This is a genomic window from Curtobacterium sp. AC272, assembly GCF_979258155.1.
The window spans coordinates 1,547,333-1,564,776 of the sequence record NZ_OZ409838.1 but is presented as its reverse complement, the minus strand read 5'-3'; the positions used below and the strand labels follow the sequence as shown (position 1 = coordinate 1,564,776).

Here is a 17,444-nt window from a genome sequence, read left to right as displayed (position 1 = left end):
GGGCGAACTCCCGCGCGCGTGCCGGTGGAGAAGTACGCGACGCCGGGGTTCGTGCTGGTCTGCACGATGCTCCACGCGAGCGACAGCACGACGACGCCGCCGAGCAGCAGTCGCGCCGTCGTCAGGGGCGAGCGGCGCCGACGGACGAGGAACCCCAGCCCGATCAGCGCCAAGGGCAGCGCGATGTAGAACTGCTCCTCGACGGACAGCGACCAGAAGTGCTGGAAGGGCGAGGGGTCGTTGGTCGATGCCAGGTAGTCGACCGCGCTCGCCGCCAGCTCCCAGTTCTGCAGGTAGACGGTCGACGCGATGAGTTCGCGCCCGTACTGGCCCCAGAGCGTGTTGGGCACGGCCACCAGGACGGCGGCGCCCGTGACCAGGATCGTCAGGAACGCGCCGGGGAGGAGACGCTTCGCCCGGCGTGACCAGAACCGGCCGAGACGGATGGCGCCGGTCGCGAGCTGTTCGCGCACCAGGTGTCCGGTGATGAGGAAGCCGGAGATCACGAAGAAGACGTCGACGCCGACGAACCCACCGCGGAGCGCGTGTGGCCAGAGGTGGTAGACGACGACCGACAGGACCGCGAAGGCGCGGAGCCCCTGGATGTCCCACCGCGTCGTGTCGCGCGCCTGGTGCGCGGGGCCACGCTCGCCCGGCGTTGCAGTGTTCACTGCCACGATCCTACGAGAAGCGCGTCACGGATCGGAACCATCCCCGGGACGGACGGGAGGCCCGTGGCGGTCTCGCCACGGGCCTCCTGTCCGTCCCTCGTCCCCACCCCGTGGGGTTCCGAGATCTCGGAACCTCGCGGGCACGCACCGTCCTGATCGGAACCTCGACGGAACGCACGCGGGGTGTCGTGGAACCTCGGCGCACCGCGGGCGGCGTGCCGAGGGACCGCGCGCAGCCCTAGACGGTCGCGCGAACCTCGGCCAGCGACGGGTAGTCGGTGTAGCCCTCGGCGGTCGCGCCGTAGAAGAGCTCGGGACGGGCCTCGTTGAGCTCCGCGTCCTGCTCCCAGCGGTGGGCGAGGTCCGGGTTCGCGATGGCCGGGCGGCCGGCAGCGACGGCGTCGGCGTGGTCGTCATCGACGAGTGCGATGGCCTCGTCGCGGGTGGTCAGCGCCGAGAAGCCGGAGTTGACCACGAACGGTGCGCCCGCGGTGCGGCGGACGTGCTGCACCAGGTCACCGGTCGGCTCGGCGTGCAGGACGTCGATGAAGGCGAGTCCGAGCGGCGCGAGGCCCTCGGCGATCGCGGTGTAGGTCGCGCGGACGTCGGCCGCGTCGTCCTCGATGACGCCCTGGATGCCGTGTTCGGGCGACAGGCGGATGCCGGTGCGGTCTGCGCCGACGGCCTCGGCGACGGCGGTCGTGACCTCGATCGCGAAGCGGGCGCGGTTCTCGGGTGAGCCGCCGTACTGGTCGGTGCGGGTGTTCGACACCGGGGACATGAACTCGTGCACCAGGTAGCCGTTGGCGCCGTGGACCTCGACGCCGTCGAGTCCGGCGGCGATGGCGTTGCGGGCAGCCTGCGCGAAGCCCTGCACGGCGTCCTGCACCTCGGCGGTGGTCAGCTCGTGGGGGACGGGCATGTCGGCCTTGCCGGTCGCGGTGTGGGTCTGTCCAGGAGCGGCGATGGCGCTCGGGGCGACGATGCGCGGCGTCTGCGAGATGTCGGGGTGGGAGACACGGCCACCGTGCATGAGCTGCATCACGATGGTGCCGCCCTCGGCGTGCACGGCGTCGGCGACGCGGCGCCAGCCGGCGATCTGCTCGTCGGTCTCGATGCCGGGCTGCCCGGGGTAGGAGCGGCCTTCCTGCACGGGCCAGGTGCCCTCGGTGATGATCATGCCGAGGCCCGCACGCTGACGGTAGTGCTCGACGAGCAGGTCGTTCGGGATGCCGTGCTCGCCGGCGCGGGTGCGCGTGAGCGGGGCCATGACGACGCGGTTCGACAGGCGCAGGGCGCCGAAGGAGGTGGGTTCGAAGAGCTTCACGAGGGAGTGGAACGTCGTGTTGCTCGGTGCAATTCCCGTCGTCAGTCGCGCGGGCAGACCAGGGTCGACGAACGGACCTGGCCCTCGGGGCGGATCACCTGGTGCCGGGAGAGGGGCTTGCCGCAGATCGGGCAGCCGCGGTCCACTGACCGGTCGTCGACCCCCTCGGGGTGTCCGGCGCCGATCTGCGACGGTCCCATCTTGTTGATGAGCGTCGTGTTCCACCGTTCGTACCACTTGCCGAAGCGCCCCACGGTGCGTCCTTTCATTCGTGCACGAACCATTATGGCACCATCGGCCACGGATCACACCTGGTCGACGCGCTCCAGCAGTTCCGTCAGGTCGTCCTTGAGCGCTTCGAGGCGTTCCAGTGGCCACCCGAGTCGGTCCGCGACCGCCAGGGGAACCGCCCGCGCGCGGTCGCGCAGTGCTCGCCCGGCCGTGGTGAGCGAGACCTCGAGCTGCCGTTCGTCGGCCGCGCTGCGGGTCCGGCGGACGTAGCCCGATGCCTCGAGCCGCTTCAACAGCGGGCTGAGGGTGGCCGAGTCGAGCCGCAGTTCGCCGGCGATCTCGCGCACCGACCGCGGGTCCTGCTCCCAGAGTGCGAGCATCACGAGGTACTGCGGGTGCGTCAGGCCCATCGGCTCGAGCAGGTCGCGGTACAGCCCGATGACGCTCCGGCTCGTGGCCGCGAGGGCGAAGCAGAGCTGCCGGTCGAGCGCGAGCGGGTCGGGTGCGGAGGTCATGCGCCCACGATACCGTTCGCCCACGAAGTGTTCCCGGGACGCGGTGGGTCGCGGTGGGTCGCGGGGGTCGGTGTGGGTCGGTGCGACAAGTTCGACGTCGTACGACATCGAACTTGTCGCACTGGCGCGACCGCAACAGTTGCAGGCGCGGGCTGGCGACATCCTCGACGTCGTACGACATCGAGGATGTCGCTCTGGGTCGCGGGTCGGCGCGGCGTCGGCTCACGCGGGGTGGGCGCACGCACGGGAGGCCCGGTGCCGGTCTCGTGGACCGGCACCGGGCCTCCAGGCTGGGTGCGTCGACTACGCGCGGTGCGCGGGCGGGTGCCCCGACTCGTGCGCGTTGGCGTCCGGCGCCACGGGGAGGGCGTGCGACCCCGTGTGGGTGTCCTCCTGACCGGCGACCGGGTGCGACCGCTCGAGCTTCGCGCCCTCGACGTCGACGTCCGGCACGATCCGGTCGAGCCACTTCGGGAACCACCAGGCGCTCTGGCCGAGCAGGTGCATCGCTGCCGGGATGAGCAGCATGCGGACGACGAACGCGTCGACGAGCACACCGAACGCCAGGCCGAACCCGATCGGCTTGATCGTGGAGGAGTCCGAGAAGATGAAGCCCGCGAACACCGAGATCATGATGATCGCTGCCGCCGTGACCACCGCGCGACCGGCGTGCAGCCCGCGCTGGACCGCGACCTTCGCGGAGGCACCGTGGGCGTAGGCCTCACGCATGCCGGACACCAGGAACAGCTGGTAGTCCATCGCCAGGCCGAACAGGATGCCGATCTCGATGATGGGCAGGAAGCTCAGGATCGGCGCAGGGTCGTGCACGCCGAACACGGAGCCGAGCCAGCCCCACTGGTAGATCGCGGTCAGGCCTCCGAACGACGCCATCACGGACAGGATGAAGCCCGCCGTCGCCGTGATCGGGACCAGGAAGGACCGGAACACGATGATCAGGATGATGAGCGACAGGCCGACGACCACCACGAGGTAGAGCGGCAGGACGTTCGACAGCTTCTCGGACACGTCGATGTTGGCGGACGCGTTGCCCGCGACACCGAGCGTGACCGTGCCGTCGTCGGTCGTGACGGTCTGGTCGCGCAGGTCCTTGACCAGGTTCTCGGTGGAGATGCTGTCCGGTCCGCCGCCGGGCTTCACCTGGAACGCGATGATGTCGCGGTCCGACGAGGTACCGATCGGCAGGACGGCCTTGACGTCGTCGTTCTTCGCCAGGGCCTCACCGATGGTGACCTCGGTCGCGGTGACGTCGGACTTGCTGATCGACTCGGGCAGCGTCGCGACGACGAGCAGCGGGCCGTTCTGGCCGGCACCGAACTCCTCGTCGAGGGCCTTGTACGCCTTGTACTGGCTCGAGTCGACGGACTCGGACGCACCGGTCGGCAGGCCGAGGCGCATCTGCGTCGCGGGGAGCGCGATGGTGCCGAGCACGGCGACGCCGGCGACGAGCGTGACGATCGCGCGCCAGGTCTTCATCGGCTTGTTCGGCACCCGGGTCGAGCCGGTGTTGCCGATCTTCGTCCGCTCCTTCTTGCGCAGGATCCGCATCCCGATCAGGGACAGCAGCGCCGGCGTGAACGACGTGGCGATGAGGATCGCGAAGAACACCGCGACCGCACCGACCGTGCCCATGAGCCCGAGGAACGGGATGCCGGTGATGTTCAGCGCGAGCAGGGCGACGATGACGGTCGCGCCGGCGAACACCACGGCGTTGCCGGAGGTGCCGTTCGCGAGGCCGATGGACTCGTGCACCTGCATGCCCTGCTTCAGCTGGGTGCGGTGTCGGTTCAGGATGAAGAGCGAGTAGTCGATGCCGACCGCCAGGCCCAACATCACCCCCAGTACCGGCGTGACCGAGATGAACTCGACCAGGCCGGAGAACGACAGCGAGGCGAGTGACGCCACGCCCACGCCGAGCACGGCGCTGACGAGCAGGATCGCCGCACCGATGACGGTGCGGAGCATCAGGAAGAGCACGAGCGCGGCGATGATGACGCCGACGATCTCGCCCGGACCGAGGATCGACGGCACGCCCTGCGCGATGTCGTTCGAGACGTAGACGTTCACGCCGCTGATGTCGGCCGAGTCGGCATCGTCCGCGATGGCGGTCTTCGTGTCGGCGGGGACCTCGTAGGTCGACTTCGTGAACTGGACCGTGCCGATGGCGGCGCTGCCGTTCGACGACACGAAGCGGACGTCCTTCGACAGGTCGAGGAGCTTCGAGCCCTGCTCCAGCTCTTCAGAGCTGTCGTCGAGCTTCTTCGTGTTCGTGTCGATCGTCTTCTGGGCTTCGGAGATCTGCTGCTCGCCGGCATCGATCTGCGCCTGCTGGGCGTCGATCTGCGCCTGGGCCTGCTGGAGCTGCGCGGCCGCGGCCTGCGCCTGCGCTGCGGGGAGCGCTGCGCCGGCGGCCTCGGCCTGGGCCTTCTGGGCGTCGAGCTGCGCCTGGGCGTCCTCGATCTGCTGCTTGCCGGAGGTCAGCTGCGCCTTCTGGGCGTCGAGCTGGTCCTGGCCGGTCTCGAGCTTCGCGCGGCCGTCGGTGATCTCCTTGCGGCCGTCGACGATCTTCTGGCGCTGCTCGTCGAGCTGGTCCTGGGTGTCGAAGCCGCTCGTCGCGCCCTTGACACCGTCGAGCTTCTCGATCTTGGTCAGGAAGTCCGCGACCTCCGACTTCTGCGCGTCGGTGAACGCCTTGCCGTTCTTCGTCTCGAAGACGATCGTGCCGTTGCCGCCGTTCGCCGACGGGAACTTGTCGGCGAGCTCGTCCTGCACCTGACTGGTCTTGGTGTTCGGGATCGAGATCGCCGACGAGATCGTGCCCGAGAACAGGCTGTAGGTGACGCCGGCGACGGCCATGATCACCACCCAGGTGATGATCACGAGCCAGTGGCGTCGTGCGGAGAACCGTCCGAGACGGTAGAGGAGACCGGCCATGCGGTTGCCCCGTTCCTTTCGTTGCAGGTGCTGTGTGGAGCGGGGTGCGCCGGTGGACCCCTGGGGAGGAAGTGTCAGTCGGTGGGCATGTAGCCGCTGCGGACGCTGTGCACGAGTCGTGCCAGCAGGGCGTCCCAGTCGGCGACGGACTGCTCGTCGATCGCGGGGCCGGAGGTGGCCAGCCAGTGTTCCGCGATCACGACGATGCCGCTCATGAGCGACTCGACGAGCAGGGCGGCGTCGAGGGGATCCGCCGCCGGGTAGCGACGAGCGACCTCGTCGCGGAGTCGTTCGGTGACCCGTGAGAACGCCGTCTGGGTGAGGACCGCGGCCTTCGGGTCGTCCTTGCCCGGGTCGCCGAGGATCCGGTACATGCTCGAGATCGCGGCTGCCAGGTCGGCTCCGCGTGCGGCGGACTCGAGCTCGTCGAACATCGATGCCCGGCTGCCGTCGCCGATCGGCGTCCGCGCCATGTCGACCAGGAACCGGTCGATGATCACGGACAGTTCCTGCTCGCACACGGCCAGCAGGACCTCGTCGAGCGAGGCGAAGTGGTTGAAGACCGTGCGCCGGGCGATGTCGGCCCGGGCGGCCAGGTCGTCGACGCTGAAACCACGACCTCCGCGCTCGTCGACCAGGTCGCGAGCCGCCTGCAGGATCGCCGCACGGTGCTTCGCCTTGAGGGCGGCGCGGCGGTCGGTCGTGAGGGTCACGAATGAGAACACTAGGTGCATCGATGCACTCGGTGCAACGACTACGAGTGCATCCTCAGGTTCGTACCCCGCGGTGGAAACTCGGTTCTGAACAGATGTGCGCGTGGTTGACTGCACCCAGCACGACCGCCGGTGCGACCGGCGGCGCGACCGCCAGAACGACCGCCGTACGAAGGAGTACTCGATGCCCGTCCGCCTGTCCCCGGAGACCCTCGACGAGATCGCCGCGAGCGGTGTCGCCGTCCCCACCTACGACCGCAGCGGGATCACCGCCGGCATCGTGCACTTCGGCGTCGGCGGCTTCCACCGCGCGCACCAGGCGATGGTGATCGACCGGCTGCTCCAGCGGGGCGAGGCGCGCGAGTACGGCATCTGCGGCGTCGGTGTCCTCGAGCAGGATCGCCGGATGGCCACGGCGATGGCGGAGCAGGGCGGGCTCTACACGCTCGTCCTCAAGCACCCCGACGGCACCCGCGAGTCCCGTGTCGTCGGCAGCATCGTCGACTACCTGCTCGCCGTCGACGACCCGGACGCCGTCGTCGAGAAGATGGCGCACCCGGACACCAGGATCGTCAGCCTGACCATCACCGAGGGTGGCTACAACTTCGACCACGTCACCGGCGAGTTCGTCGCGGACGAGCCCGGAGTCGCGGCGGACCTGCGCGGCGACGGACCGCCACGCACGGTGTTCGGCCTCGTCGTCGAAGCCCTGCGTCGACGGCGTGATCGCGGCGAGCAGCCGTTCACGGTGATGTCCTGCGACAACATCCAGGGCAACGGCCACGTCGCCCGCGACATGTTCACCGCCTACGCACGCCTGCAGGACCCGGCGTTCGCCGACTGGATGGACGAGCACGTGTCGTTCCCGAACTCGATGGTCGACCGGATCACCCCGGTCACCGCCGACGAGGACCGCGCCTGGGTCCGCGACGAGCTCGGCATCGAGGACGCCTGGCCCGTCGTCGCCGAACCGTTCTTCCAGTGGGTGCTCGAGGACGACCACCCCGCCGGGCGACCGCCGTACCAGGACGCCGACGTGCAGATCGTCGAGGACGTCGAGCCGTACGAGCTGATGAAGCTCCGGCTGCTCAACGCGTCGCACCAGGGCCTGTGCTACTTCGGGTACCTGTCCGGGTACCACTACGCGCACGAGGCCACGCAGGACCCGGCGATCGCCACCTTCCTGCGTCGGTACATGGACGAAGAGGGCTCGCCGACCCTGCACCCCGTGCCCGGCATCGACCTCGAGGACTACAAGTCCACCCTCATCGAGCGCTTCCAGAACCCCGAGGTCCGCGACACCCTGGCCCGGCTCTGTGCCGAGTCGAGCGACCGGATCCCGAAGTGGCTGCTGCCGGTGGTCCGCGACAACCTCGCCGCCGGCCGGCCCGTCACGTTGTCCGCCGGCATCGTCGCGTCGTGGGCGCGCTACGACGAGGGCACGGACGAGTCCGGCGAGCCGATCCAGATCGTCGACCGGCTGGCCGAGCCGCTGCACCGCATCGCGCTCACCCAGCGCGACGACCGGCTCGCCTTCATCGCGAACCAACAGGTCTTCGGCGACCTGATCGACGACGAACGGTTCGTCGCCGCCTACCGGGACGCCCTCGACGGGCTCATCGCCGACGGCGCCCACGCCACGGTCGAACGCTTGTCGCGTTCGTGACGCGAGTCGCGCCCTGCGCGTGACCGGACGGCGGACGGGAGGCCCGGTGCCAGCTGGCACCGCGCCTCCCGTCCGATGCCCGGGAGCGTCACGGGCTATGGTCGCGTCGTGAACCGGACCGACCGCCTGTACGCGCTCGTCGAAGAGCTGCGCGCTGCTGCGCCCGCGCTGCGGAGCGCGCGCCGACTCGCCGAGCGGTTCGGGGTCAGTGTGCGCACGGTCGAGCGGGACCTGCTGTCCCTGCAGCAGGCCGGGGTGCCGATCTGGGCCGAGCCGGGGCGGACCGGCGGGTACACGATCGACGCCCGTGCGACGCTCCCGCCGCTCGGGCTGACCGTCGACGAAGCGCTCGCGGTGGCGATCGGCCTCGGCGCGCTCGCCTCCAGCCCGTTCCGAGACGCCGCGCGCAGCGCTGCCCGCAAGGTCACCGCGGTGCTCGCCGAGGACGACGCCCGACGGGCAGTGCGACTCGCGAGCCGCGTGCACCTGCTGGAGTCGGGGAGCGCACGCCTGCTCCCACGGCGCTCGCCGGTGCACTCACGGGCGGGCGCGTCGTCCGGATGCGGTACCGCGACGCGGCGGGCAGGAGACCGATCGCGTCGTCGAACCGCTCGGCTCCATCGGGAAGGGCGAGGACTGGTACCTCGTCGCGTGGTGCCGGTTGCGCGACGGCGTCCGTGCCTTCCGCGGAGACCGGGTGCTGGCGGTCGAGGAGACCGACGAGCCGGCCCCGCCCCGGGTGGTCCACCTCGACGAACTCGACATCCCGCACGGCGTCCTGCGCCCCGTGCTCGGGGACTGAGCCGCCGGATCCGCCTGCTCATTCGCCGAAACCCCGACAGGACGGTGTCGCGGTGGTCGCGCATGCTCGACGAGTCCGGTCAGGTGGCCGGCCAGGAGGGCATCCCGTGCAGTTCGCATCCATCCGGATCATCACCGACGACCTCGACGGGATGGTGCGGTTCTACGAACGCGTCACCGGGACCGAGGCGCGGCGGCCCGCACCCGTCTTCGCCGAGATCGTGACCGGCGCCGCCGTGCTCGCCCTCGCGACCCGGGCGACCGTGGCGATGCTCGGACCGGCCGCGCCGGAGCCCCGCACGAACGGCGGCGTGTTCCTCGAGTTCGTGGTGGACGACGTCGACGCCGCGTTCGCGGGGTTGCGTGGTGACCTCGACGACGTGGTGCTGCCGCCGACGACGATGCCCTGGGGAAATCGATCGGCGCTGTTCCGTGACCCTGACGGCAACCTCGTGAACCTCTTCAGCCGCCAGGTCTGACCGTGTATTCTGTCAGTCACTGACAGAATCGAGTGCACATGCAGCTCCACGTCGAGACCCACGGACACGGCCCGGTCCGGGTCGGACTCGTGCACGGCATCCTCGGTTCGGCGCTGGTGTGGCGCGACCTCGTGTCCCACGCCGACCCGGACCGGTACACGTTCCTCGTGCCGGACCTGCGGGGGCACGGCGAGAGCGACCGCGCGGCGTCGTACACACTCGCCGCGTTCGCCGACGACCTCGCCGAGACGCTGCCGCAGGGGCTCGACGCCGTCGTCGGACACTCGCTCGGCGGGCGGGTGCTGTTCGACGCCGTCGACCGGTTGCGCCCCGGGCGGGCGGTGTACCTCGACCCCGGCTTCCACCTGCGGGCACCGGGGCGGAGCGTGCTCGGGCGGGCGTTCTGGGCGCTGCCCGGGCTGCAGCCGTTGCTCGTGCAGGCCTACGACCGCACCGATCCGCGGTGGGGGCCGGCGAACGTCGGCCGCGCCGCGGAGAGCCACCGGCACTGGGACCGAACGATGCTGCGCGACGTCCTGCGCGAGGTCGCGACGACACCGGTCGCTCCGGCGGCCCCGTTCGTGCCGTCGACGCTCGTGCTCACCGACGACGGTCGACACGTCGTGCCCGGCGCCGAGGTGCCGGTCTACGAGCGCCTCGGGTGGGACGTCGAACGGGTGCACGGGGTGCACCACGACCTCGCGATGGAGGACGCCGCGCGCACGATGCGGCTCCTCGACGACGTGCTCGGCGGGGCGCACGCATGAGCGTCACGACGGTGTTCGGCGGGGTGTCCAACGTCCTCGTCTCCGACGGCACGACGTCACTGCTCGTGGACGGCTTCTTCAGTCGTCCCTCGTTCCCGCGGCTGATGCTCGGCCGGCTCCGACCGGACGTCACCCGGATCGAGGACGCACTCGCACGGTTCGACGTCGACCACCTCGATGCAGTGCTCGTCTCGCACTCGCACGCCGACCACGCCCTCGACGCGCCCGTGGTCGCGGACCGGACCGGGGCGGAACTCGGCGGCTCGGCGTCCACCCGGATGATCGCCACCGGGTACGGGCTCGACCGCGTGCCCTTCCGGGAGCTCCACGACCGCGAGTCGTTCGCGGTGGGGGCCTTCACGGTCACGCCGCTGCACGCCCTGCACAGTGACGGCGATGCGGTGCCGGGCGAGATCACCGAGCCGGTCACCCTGCCGGCCCGGATGCGTGACTTCCGTACCGGCGGGTGCTCCTCGTTCCTGTTCGAGCACCCGGACGGATCGGTGCTGGTCCACCCGACGGCGAACTTCATCCCGGGATCCTTCGCGGGACTCCACGCCGACACCGTCTACCTGGGTGCGGGTGCCGCCGGCGCGAAGCCGACCGCCTGGATCGAGCAGTACTGGCAGGAGACCGTCGGCGCCCTGCGGCCGAGCGTCGTCCGACCGGTGCACTGGGACGCGTTCTGGCGTCCGTTGACCCGTCCGCTCACGCCCCTGCCGAAGAAGCTCGACCGCCTCGACGTCACGATGCGCGCGTTCGCACGTCGGGCGGACGCCGACGGTGTCGACCTCCGGCTGCCGGCGCTCTGGCAGCGCGAGACGGTCTCCACGCGGTCCGCGCCGTGACCGGGGTCCGGGCGCAGAACCGGCGGGTGCAGAGCCGGCGGACGCAGAACCGGCGGGCGACGGAGCGTGCCGTCGAGGACGCCGCGGTCGCGCTGGTCGGCGCGCGCGGGTTCGACGTCGTCACCGGGGCCGAGATCGCCACCGCGGCCGGCGTCACCGAGCGCACGTTCTTCCGGTACTGCACCTCGAAGGTCGACGCGTTCCTGTTCGTCTCGCGCGACGTCCACGACGCCGTCACCGCCGCCGTGACCGGCCCGGTGACGTTCGATGCGTTGACGGAGGTGATCGCCGAGGTGCTCGTGACGTTCGAGCGTGACCGCCCCGACGACCTCGACCGCCTGGTCCGGGTGCGCGCGCTGCTCGTCGCCGATCCGGCGCTGCTGTCCGCCGTGCTCGAGCGGGACGCCGCGCAGACGCTGGAGCTGCACCGTGCGTGGGGCGGCGCCGATCGGTTCGCGGTGCCGTTGGCCCTGCTGGCGCTGCGTGCCGCGTTCGACGAGTGGGCGGAGCGCGCCGCGGGGGAGTCGCTCAGCGCGGCGTTCCGGCGGACGTGCGCCGCGCTGCGGACGGCCACCGGCGGCTGATCGCACGTCATGCCCTGGACGCGTCCACTGACGATGCGGGAGGCTCGTGGCGGGCGTGACCCGAGCCTCCCGTCCGCTCAGCTGTCGGGGAGCACGTCGTCGTCCCACGGCACCGGCGTCGTCTCGCCCGTCTCCCAGTCATGGCGCAGGATCCCGTACCCGACCGACGCGACCGCGCGGCCGCCCTCGATCGGCCACCCTCGCGGTAGTGCGCCTCCTTGACCCACCCGGCACGCACGAAGACCCGGCGCATCGCCGTGTTGTCCTCGCGGGTCTGGCCCTCGAAGCGGGTCACCGACGGCAGGGTGCCGAAGACGTGGTCGGTGACCGCACGCAGTGTCGGGACGCCGAGTCCGCGACCGCGGAACGCGACGCCGATGCGCAGGTCGAACAGCGGGACCGGGTCCTCCAGGTCCTCCAGCCGGACGAACCCGATGCGGCCGTGCTCCGTGTGGTCGACCCAGTACGAGTCGTGCTCGTCGTCGCGGTAGGAGCCGGAGTCCACGGCCTGGACGGCCTCCGACCGGCTCCACGTCCGCCGCACGTGGAACGGGAAGTCCTCGGTCGACAGGAAGTCGACGAGGGCGACGTGGTCGATCCCGGTCGGGTCGAGCCGGGCCAGCCGGACGGAGCGCTCGGTCATGCCGTCACGCTAGCGGGGCCGCAGCGTGGTGGCCCAGCGTCCGATCGTGTCGTACGCCTGCTCGCGCACGTCGGGCGCGGACAGCACCACGTCGTGCACGGCTCCGGGCAGTCGGCGGACCGTCACCTCGTTGCCGAGCGACAGGGCGCGATGGGCCACCGTGTCGACGTTCAACGCGACGTCCGCGTGTGCCATCCCGGGGTCCCACCGGGGCTGCAACATGCTCTTGTCGCTGAGCATGACCAGGACGGGGACCTGGATGTCGAGCCCGTGCTCGACCGTCTCCTGCCCCGCGAAGACCGCCGCGAGCCAACCGGGGTGCAGGGGGAACCCGCGGTCCGGCCGCCACTGCTGGTCGTACGTCCACGAGCCCTCGCCGGCGGCCGACACGGTGCGCGTGTAGAAGCCGGGGTCGACGGCGGGCATCGGGGCGAGGGGGTTCCGCTTGGCGCCGAGCTTGATGACGGGCGCGACGATCGCCCGGCCGACGGCGGTTGCCTGGAACTCGAGCCACGGACTGTTCAGGACGATGCCGTCGACGAGTTCGGGGTGGCGCGCAGCCCACAGCGACAGGGTCAGACCGCCGGTGGAGTGCCCCATCAGCACGAGCCGCCGCTCGCCGGGACCGGGGTGCTCGGCGGACACCGCGTCGAGTGCCGCGGCGATGTCCTCGTCGTACACCGCCAGGTCGTCGACGTTCCCCGGGGTCTGCTGGGGCGGAGGCTCCGGCCGTACTTCCGCAGGTCCAGTGCGTGGAAGCGGGCACCGAGCCGTTCGACGCGCTCGGCGAGCTCCGTCTGGAAGAAGTAGTCCGACCACCCGTGCACGTACAGCACGTCAGCGCCGTGCAGGGTCCGCGCCCGTGCAGCAACAGGTCGGTCGGGGTGTGGCGACGACGGACCAGGGTGGCGACGACAGGCCCCTCGGAGTCGGTGCCGAGCGGGAGTTCGAGTCGCTCGTAGGGCGCCCCGAGGACGTCCTCGTGCCAGCGCTGGACGACCATGACCCCACCGTATCCGGCACCGCTGCGGGTGGTACCGGGGTACCACGGGCGCTCCGCGGAGATCGTCTGCGACGGCGATGTGGCGGACCCGGTCGTCTCCGTACCGTTGCCGCATGATCGAGATCCAGAACCTCTCCAAGCGCTACGGCGAGAAGGTCGCCGTCGACGACGTGTCCTTCACGGTGCGCCCCGGCGTCGTCACCGGCTTCCTCGGTCCGAACGGCGCGGGCAAGTCCACCACGATGCGCGCCGTCGTCGGACTGGAACCGGCCGACCTCGGGCACCGCCCACGTCGACGGACGCCCCTACCGCGAGCTGCGCGACCCGCTGCGTCGCGTCGGCGCACTGCTCGAGGCGAAGGCGGTCCACAAGGGACGCAGCGCCTTCGACCACCTGTCGGCGCTCGCCGCGACGCACCGGATCCCGACGGCCCGGGTGCACGAGGTCATCGGGATGACCGGCCTCGAGAACGTCGCGAAGAAGCGCGTCGGCGGGTTCTCGCTCGGCATGGGGCAGCGGCTCGGGATCGCGGCGGCACTGCTCGGCGATCCGCAGAGCGCTGATCCTCGACGAGCCGGTCAACGGCCTCGACCCCGAGGGCGTCGTGTGGGTGCGTCGGCTCGCTCGCAGCCTGGCCGCCGAGGGGCGTGCGGTCTTCATCTCGAGCCACCTGATGAGCGAGATGGCGCTGACCGCCGACCGCATCGTCGTGATGGGTCGCGGCCGGGTGCTCGCGGACATGGACATCGCGGACCTGGTCGCCGCCGCCACGGAGCGGTCGGTCACCGTGCGGACGCCGGAGCCCGAGCGGCTCCTCGACGCGATCGCCGGCCCGGACGTCACGATCGGCTACGAGGGCGACGGGGCGCTGCAGGTCCGTGGCCTCGGTGCCGAGCAGATCGGCGAGGCAGCCGGTGCCGCGGGGATCGTCCTGCACCAGCTGGCCACCACCGAGGCGAGCCTGGAGCAGGCCTACCTCGAACTCACGCACGACCAGGTCGAGTACCGATCGGAGGTGGCCCGATGAGCGCGGTCACGAGCGACACCCTGCCCCGGCATGACGGAGCCGGCAGCCACTCGTCCGGCGTCCACTTCTCCGGCGTCCTGCGCTCGGAGTGGATCAAGCTCCGCTCGCTGCGGTCGACGGCGTGGAGCTTCCTGCTGGTGCTCGTCCTGCCGATCGGCATCGGCGTGCTCCTGGCGGCCTTCGCGGACAACGGCGGTCAGGGGCTCACGGGTGACGCGGCTCGGAACGCGCTCGTCCTCTACAGCACGAGCGGCACGATGCTCTCGTCGCTGATCGTCGCGGTGATCGGTGCCCTCGTCGTCACCGGCGAGTACGGCACCGGCATGATCCGCTCCTCGTTCGCGGCGGTCCCGGCGGTCGGTCGCACTGGCGGCGAAGGCGATCGTCCTCGCCGTGGCCGTCTTCGTCACGAGTGCCGTGAGCGTCTGGGCCACCGCGTTCATCACCCTGCCGATCGCGGCGGGGCGGAACGTCGAGGCGTCGCTGGACGCGAGCGTCGCGATGCCGCTGCTGGGTGCCTCCGTCTACCTGACGCTCATCGCCCTGCTCGCCTTCGCGGTCGGTGTGGTCCTGCGCTCCACAGCTGGTGCGATCGCCGGGGTCCTCGGCCTGATGCTGGTCGCCCCGGTCGTCGTGCAGCTGGTGCAGTCGTTCACCGAGCGGACTGGCTCGGCACGCTGACCAACCTGCTGCCGCAGAACGCCGGGCAACCGCTCATGCAGTTCGGCACCGAGGTGACGTCGGGGTGGCACGACGGCGTCCTAGCCTTGGGGGATGGAGCGGATTCGCGGTACTGCTGGCCTGGGTGGTCGTCGCCTCGGTGACGGCACTCGCCCTGGTCGAGAAGCGGGACGCGTGACCCCTGCCGACCTCGCCCCCGGTGCCGTCGTGGACGGCACCGGGGGCATCGCCCTGCCCGATGCACCCGGTCGTCTCCGGCGGTTCTGGGCGCGCCACCCGGTCATGACCGACGTGCTGCTCATGGTCTTCTGGGGTGCGATCGAGGTCGTCGTGGCGTTCCGGAGTGCGTGGCAGGTCGACGGGAGCCCCGCTGCGCGGGTCACGGTCGTCGTCCTCGTGGTCATCGCCGTCTCCGGCATCCCGCTCCGGCGCACGCACCCCGCGGTGACGGCGGTGCTCGGGCTCGCGTCCGTCGTCGCGATGACGTGGACGCAGGCGGGGTACTCGCCGGTGCTCTTCACCGTCTACGCCGCGACCGTGTGGTGGTCGCGTGCCGCCGGGTGGTGGACGGCCGCGGTCGCCGTCGTGCTGGCCGCGGGGGCCACGGCGCTGCGCGTCTTCGTGGTCGCGCCCGGGTCCGGAGGACTTGCGGACGTCCTGTACCCGCAGCCCGCGACGTTCCTGCTGGCAGCGGTCCTGATCGGCGTCAACGTGTCGAACCGCCGTCGCTACACGCAGGCGCTGATCGACCGCGCGCACCAGCTGGCCCGGGAGCGCGACCAGCAGGCGCAGCTCGCCACCGCCGCGGAGCGGGCCCGGATCGCGCGGGAGATGCACGACATCGTGTCGCACTCGCTCACGGTGATGGTGCGGCTGGCCGAGGGTGCGGCAGCGGGGGCGACCGCTGGTGCACCCACCGGTTCGGCGGGGTCCGCTGCCGCCGCCATGCGCGGTGTCGCCGACGTCGGCCGCGGCGCGATGGGCGACATGCGCCGCATGCTCGGGGTGCTCGGCGGCGACGGCGAACCCGCGCTCGCGCCGCAACCGGGCATCCACGACGTCCCGCAGCTCGTCGACCGGTTCCGCGCGCTGGGCACCCCCGTCGCCCTCGAACGCATCGGCGTCGTCCCCGACGACGATGCCCTGCAGCTCGCCGTGTACCGGGTCGTGCAGGAGGGCCTCACCAACACCGCCCGGCACGCGCAGCGCGTCCGATCGGTCGACGTCCGCGTGGCAGCGTCCGCCACCGAGGTCACCGTGGTCGTCACCGACGACGGGCGGACAGGAGGCCCGACTCGGCCGGGCGGATCGGCCCACGCCCCAGCGGGGTCGGGTCGAGGCTCATCGGGATCGACGAGCGCATCCGCGCGCTGGGTGGGAAGGTGCGCGCGGGCTCCCGCGACGGCACCGACGGTTGGCAGATCCGGGCGACGATCCCGGTCAGGACGGAGGACCGGTGATCCGCGTGGCGATCGTCGACGACCAGCAGCTCATCCGGACCGGGTTCCGGCTGCTGCTCGAGGCACAGCCCGACATCGAGGTCGTCGGTGAGGCCGGCGACGGCGGCGCGGGTGTTCGGCTCGTGCGTGCCCTGCGTCCGGATGTCGTGCTCATGGACGTCCGCATGCCCCACGTCGACGGCGTGACGGCGACGGCCGCGATCGTCGAGCAGGTCCCCGAGACCCGGGTGCTCGTGCTGACGACGTTCGACCTGGACGAGTACGCGTTCGGTGGCCTGCGTGCCGGGGCGAGCGGGTTCCTGCTCAAGGACGTCAGTGCCGCGCAGCTCCTCGACGCCGTCCGGTCCGTGGCGGCGGGCGAGGCCGCCGTCTCACCGCGGGTGACGCAGCGGATGCTCGAGCTGTTCGGCTCCGTGCTCCCCGACGACCGGCCGGCGGGTCCGGACCCGCTGGAGCCCTTGACCCCGCGGGAGCGCGACGTCCTGCTCGCGATGGCCCGCGGGCTGTCGAACCCCGAGATCGCCGCACACCTGGTGACGAGCGAGTCCACGGTCAAGACCCACGTCGGGCGGGTGCTCGGCAAGCTCGGGCTGCGTGACCGGGTGCACGCGGTGATCTTCGCCTACGAGCACGGTCTCGTACCGCGGTCCTGACGGGGCGCCGATCGCGCGGCGGCGCGCTCAGCTGCGGGGTGCGCGTGAGAAGAACAGGGTGATCGCGCCGAGGGCGATGGACGCGACGATCAGCACCCAGGCGAGCACGGGGATCAGCCCGTCCCACGGGGTGAACAGGAGCACGATGCCGATCACCAGCACGACGGCGGCGGCGATCAGCACGAGGCGGTGCGGTCTTGCCGGGTGGGTTCTGGTCACAGGTGCACCGTACGCGTCGGGACTGCGGACGGGCGCAGTCGCGCGCCGCTAGCCTGGCGGCAGTGACACGTTCTCCGCTCTGTGACGCAGAGCCCTTCCAGCGACACCGGTTCGCTCCTCGGACGAGGGGTGGTGATCTCGTGCGCCCGGAACGGGGACTCCCGACGGAGTTCCCCAGCACCCCGGCGCCCTGTCGAGACCACT

The 17,444-nt window shown here is 71.3% G+C and carries 17 protein-coding genes and 5 pseudogenes; 12 read left to right on the top strand and 10 right to left on the bottom strand.

Translation table 11 applies throughout. The annotated features are described in order from the left end of the window. Positions 1 to 44: 44 nt before the first annotated feature. From ACZZ0J_RS07950 to ACZZ0J_RS07925, 6 genes and pseudogenes are all read right to left on the bottom strand, one after another. Positions 45 to 671, bottom strand: a pseudogene (locus ACZZ0J_RS07950) (acyltransferase family protein); the annotation flags it as partial. A gap of 238 nt (positions 672 to 909) precedes the next feature. Then, entirely contained in the window at positions 910 to 1,998 is a 1,089-nt protein-coding gene (locus ACZZ0J_RS07945; protein WP_463436158.1) for an alkene reductase, read from the bottom strand. A 41-nt stretch (positions 1,999 to 2,039) separates the two neighbouring features. Next, positions 2,040 to 2,252, bottom strand: a complete 213-nt coding sequence (locus tag ACZZ0J_RS07940; protein WP_181437609.1) for a hypothetical protein — start codon at positions 2,250 to 2,252, stop codon at positions 2,040 to 2,042. Positions 2,253 to 2,303: 51 nt separating this feature from the next. Next, positions 2,304 to 2,744 carry a MarR family winged helix-turn-helix transcriptional regulator gene (locus ACZZ0J_RS07935; protein ID WP_111086213.1) on the bottom strand — a complete coding sequence of 147 codons (441 nt, stop codon included), beginning with the start codon at positions 2,742 to 2,744 and terminating at the stop codon, positions 2,304 to 2,306. A 303-nt stretch (positions 2,745 to 3,047) separates the two neighbouring features. After that, positions 3,048 to 5,696 (bottom strand): MMPL family transporter, encoded by a 2,649-nt coding sequence (locus ACZZ0J_RS07930; protein ID WP_463436157.1) that lies wholly within the window; start codon positions 5,694 to 5,696, stop codon positions 3,048 to 3,050. 74 nt (positions 5,697 to 5,770) lie between these two features. Next, entirely contained in the window at positions 5,771 to 6,409 is a 639-nt protein-coding gene (locus ACZZ0J_RS07925) for a TetR/AcrR family transcriptional regulator (RefSeq protein WP_159572290.1), read from the bottom strand. Positions 6,410 to 6,593: 184 nt separating this feature from the next. Here ACZZ0J_RS07925 and ACZZ0J_RS07920 point away from each other — a divergent pair, with 184 nt between their 5' ends. From ACZZ0J_RS07920 to ACZZ0J_RS07885, 8 genes and pseudogenes are all read left to right on the top strand, one after another. Further along, positions 6,594 to 8,075, top strand: a complete 1,482-nt coding sequence (locus ACZZ0J_RS07920) for a mannitol dehydrogenase family protein (protein ID WP_463436156.1) — start codon at positions 6,594 to 6,596, stop codon at positions 8,073 to 8,075. A 75-nt stretch (positions 8,076 to 8,150) separates the two neighbouring features. Then, positions 8,151 to 8,309, top strand: a pseudogene (locus tag ACZZ0J_RS07915) (HTH domain-containing protein); the annotation flags it as partial. A 178-nt stretch (positions 8,310 to 8,487) separates the two neighbouring features. Next, positions 8,488 to 8,727, top strand: a pseudogene (locus tag ACZZ0J_RS07910) (hypothetical protein); the annotation flags it as partial. A 9-nt stretch (positions 8,728 to 8,736) separates the two neighbouring features. Then, complete coding sequence (locus ACZZ0J_RS07905; protein ID WP_463438245.1) at positions 8,737 to 8,877, top strand: hypothetical protein; 141 nt, start codon at positions 8,737 to 8,739, stop codon at positions 8,875 to 8,877. Between the two features lie 106 nt (positions 8,878 to 8,983). Next, a complete protein-coding gene (locus ACZZ0J_RS07900; RefSeq protein WP_463436155.1) occupies positions 8,984 to 9,355 on the top strand; it encodes a VOC family protein in 372 nt (123 codons plus the stop codon). Positions 9,356 to 9,393: 38 nt separating this feature from the next. Continuing rightward, complete coding sequence (locus ACZZ0J_RS07895) at positions 9,394 to 10,122, top strand: alpha/beta fold hydrolase (RefSeq protein ID WP_463436154.1); 729 nt, start codon at positions 9,394 to 9,396, stop codon at positions 10,120 to 10,122. Continuing rightward, complete coding sequence (locus ACZZ0J_RS07890; protein ID WP_463436153.1) at positions 10,119 to 10,970, top strand: MBL fold metallo-hydrolase; 852 nt, start codon at positions 10,119 to 10,121, stop codon at positions 10,968 to 10,970. Before ACZZ0J_RS07895 ends, ACZZ0J_RS07890 begins: the two co-directional genes overlap by 4 nt. Continuing rightward, a complete protein-coding gene (locus ACZZ0J_RS07885; RefSeq protein WP_463436151.1) occupies positions 10,967 to 11,554 on the top strand; it encodes a TetR family transcriptional regulator in 588 nt (195 codons plus the stop codon). Before ACZZ0J_RS07890 ends, ACZZ0J_RS07885 begins: the two co-directional genes overlap by 4 nt. 77 nt (positions 11,555 to 11,631) lie before the next feature. Here ACZZ0J_RS07885 and ACZZ0J_RS07880 read toward each other — a convergent pair. Both ACZZ0J_RS07880 and ACZZ0J_RS07875 read right to left on the bottom strand, forming a co-directional pair. After that, positions 11,632 to 12,197, bottom strand: a pseudogene (locus ACZZ0J_RS07880) (GNAT family N-acetyltransferase). Between the two features lie 9 nt (positions 12,198 to 12,206). Continuing rightward, positions 12,207 to 12,878, bottom strand: a complete 672-nt coding sequence (locus ACZZ0J_RS07875; RefSeq protein ID WP_463436149.1) for an alpha/beta hydrolase — start codon at positions 12,876 to 12,878, stop codon at positions 12,207 to 12,209. 435 nt (positions 12,879 to 13,313) lie between these two features. Here ACZZ0J_RS07875 and ACZZ0J_RS07870 point away from each other — a divergent pair. Continuing rightward, positions 13,314 to 14,227, top strand: a pseudogene (locus ACZZ0J_RS07870) (ABC transporter ATP-binding protein). 238 nt (positions 14,228 to 14,465) lie between these two features. On the opposite strand, the gene ACZZ0J_RS07865 reads toward ACZZ0J_RS07870, so the two are convergent. Continuing rightward, the gene (locus tag ACZZ0J_RS07865) at positions 14,466 to 14,594 is read right to left on the bottom strand and encodes a hypothetical protein (protein ID WP_463436147.1); all 129 of its coding nucleotides are present in this window, start codon (positions 14,592 to 14,594) and stop codon (positions 14,466 to 14,468) included. A 26-nt stretch (positions 14,595 to 14,620) separates the two neighbouring features. On the opposite strand from ACZZ0J_RS07865, the gene ACZZ0J_RS07860 reads away from it, so the two are divergent. From ACZZ0J_RS07860 to ACZZ0J_RS07850, 3 genes are all read left to right on the top strand, one after another. After that, positions 14,621 to 14,908, top strand: coding sequence for a hypothetical protein (locus tag ACZZ0J_RS07860; protein WP_463436145.1), 288 nt, complete (start codon positions 14,621 to 14,623; stop codon positions 14,906 to 14,908). 174 nt (positions 14,909 to 15,082) lie between these two features. Then, positions 15,083 to 16,459, top strand: coding sequence for a sensor histidine kinase (locus tag ACZZ0J_RS07855; RefSeq protein WP_463436143.1), 1,377 nt, complete (start codon positions 15,083 to 15,085; stop codon positions 16,457 to 16,459). Continuing rightward, positions 16,365 to 17,021: a response regulator gene (locus ACZZ0J_RS07850; protein WP_205462961.1), complete on the top strand. Its 657-nt coding sequence runs from the start codon at positions 16,365 to 16,367 to the stop codon at positions 17,019 to 17,021. The genes ACZZ0J_RS07855 and ACZZ0J_RS07850 overlap by 95 nt, the downstream gene beginning before the upstream one ends. Before the next feature lie 27 nt (positions 17,022 to 17,048). On the opposite strand, the gene ACZZ0J_RS07845 is transcribed toward ACZZ0J_RS07850, so the two are convergent. After that, positions 17,049 to 17,240 (bottom strand): hypothetical protein, encoded by a 192-nt coding sequence (locus tag ACZZ0J_RS07845; RefSeq protein WP_146249808.1) that lies wholly within the window; start codon positions 17,238 to 17,240, stop codon positions 17,049 to 17,051. Positions 17,241 to 17,444: the final 204 nt, after the last annotated feature.

Bases quoted from the DNA above. Each gene is read 5' to 3' on its own strand.
- ACZZ0J_RS07935 (WP_111086213.1), bottom strand. From the start codon at position 2,744: ATGACCTCCGCACCCGACCCGCTCGCGCTCGACCGGCAGCTCTGCTTC.
- ACZZ0J_RS07920 (WP_463436156.1), top strand. From the start codon at position 6,594: ATGCCCGTCCGCCTGTCCCCGGAGACCCTCGACGAGATCGCCGCGAGC.
- ACZZ0J_RS07890 (WP_463436153.1), top strand. From the start codon at position 10,119: ATGAGCGTCACGACGGTGTTCGGCGGGGTGTCCAACGTCCTCGTCTCC.
- ACZZ0J_RS07930 (WP_463436157.1), bottom strand. From the start codon at position 5,696: ATGGCCGGTCTCCTCTACCGTCTCGGACGGTTCTCCGCACGACGCCAC.
- ACZZ0J_RS07895 (WP_463436154.1), top strand. From the start codon at position 9,394: ATGCAGCTCCACGTCGAGACCCACGGACACGGCCCGGTCCGGGTCGGA.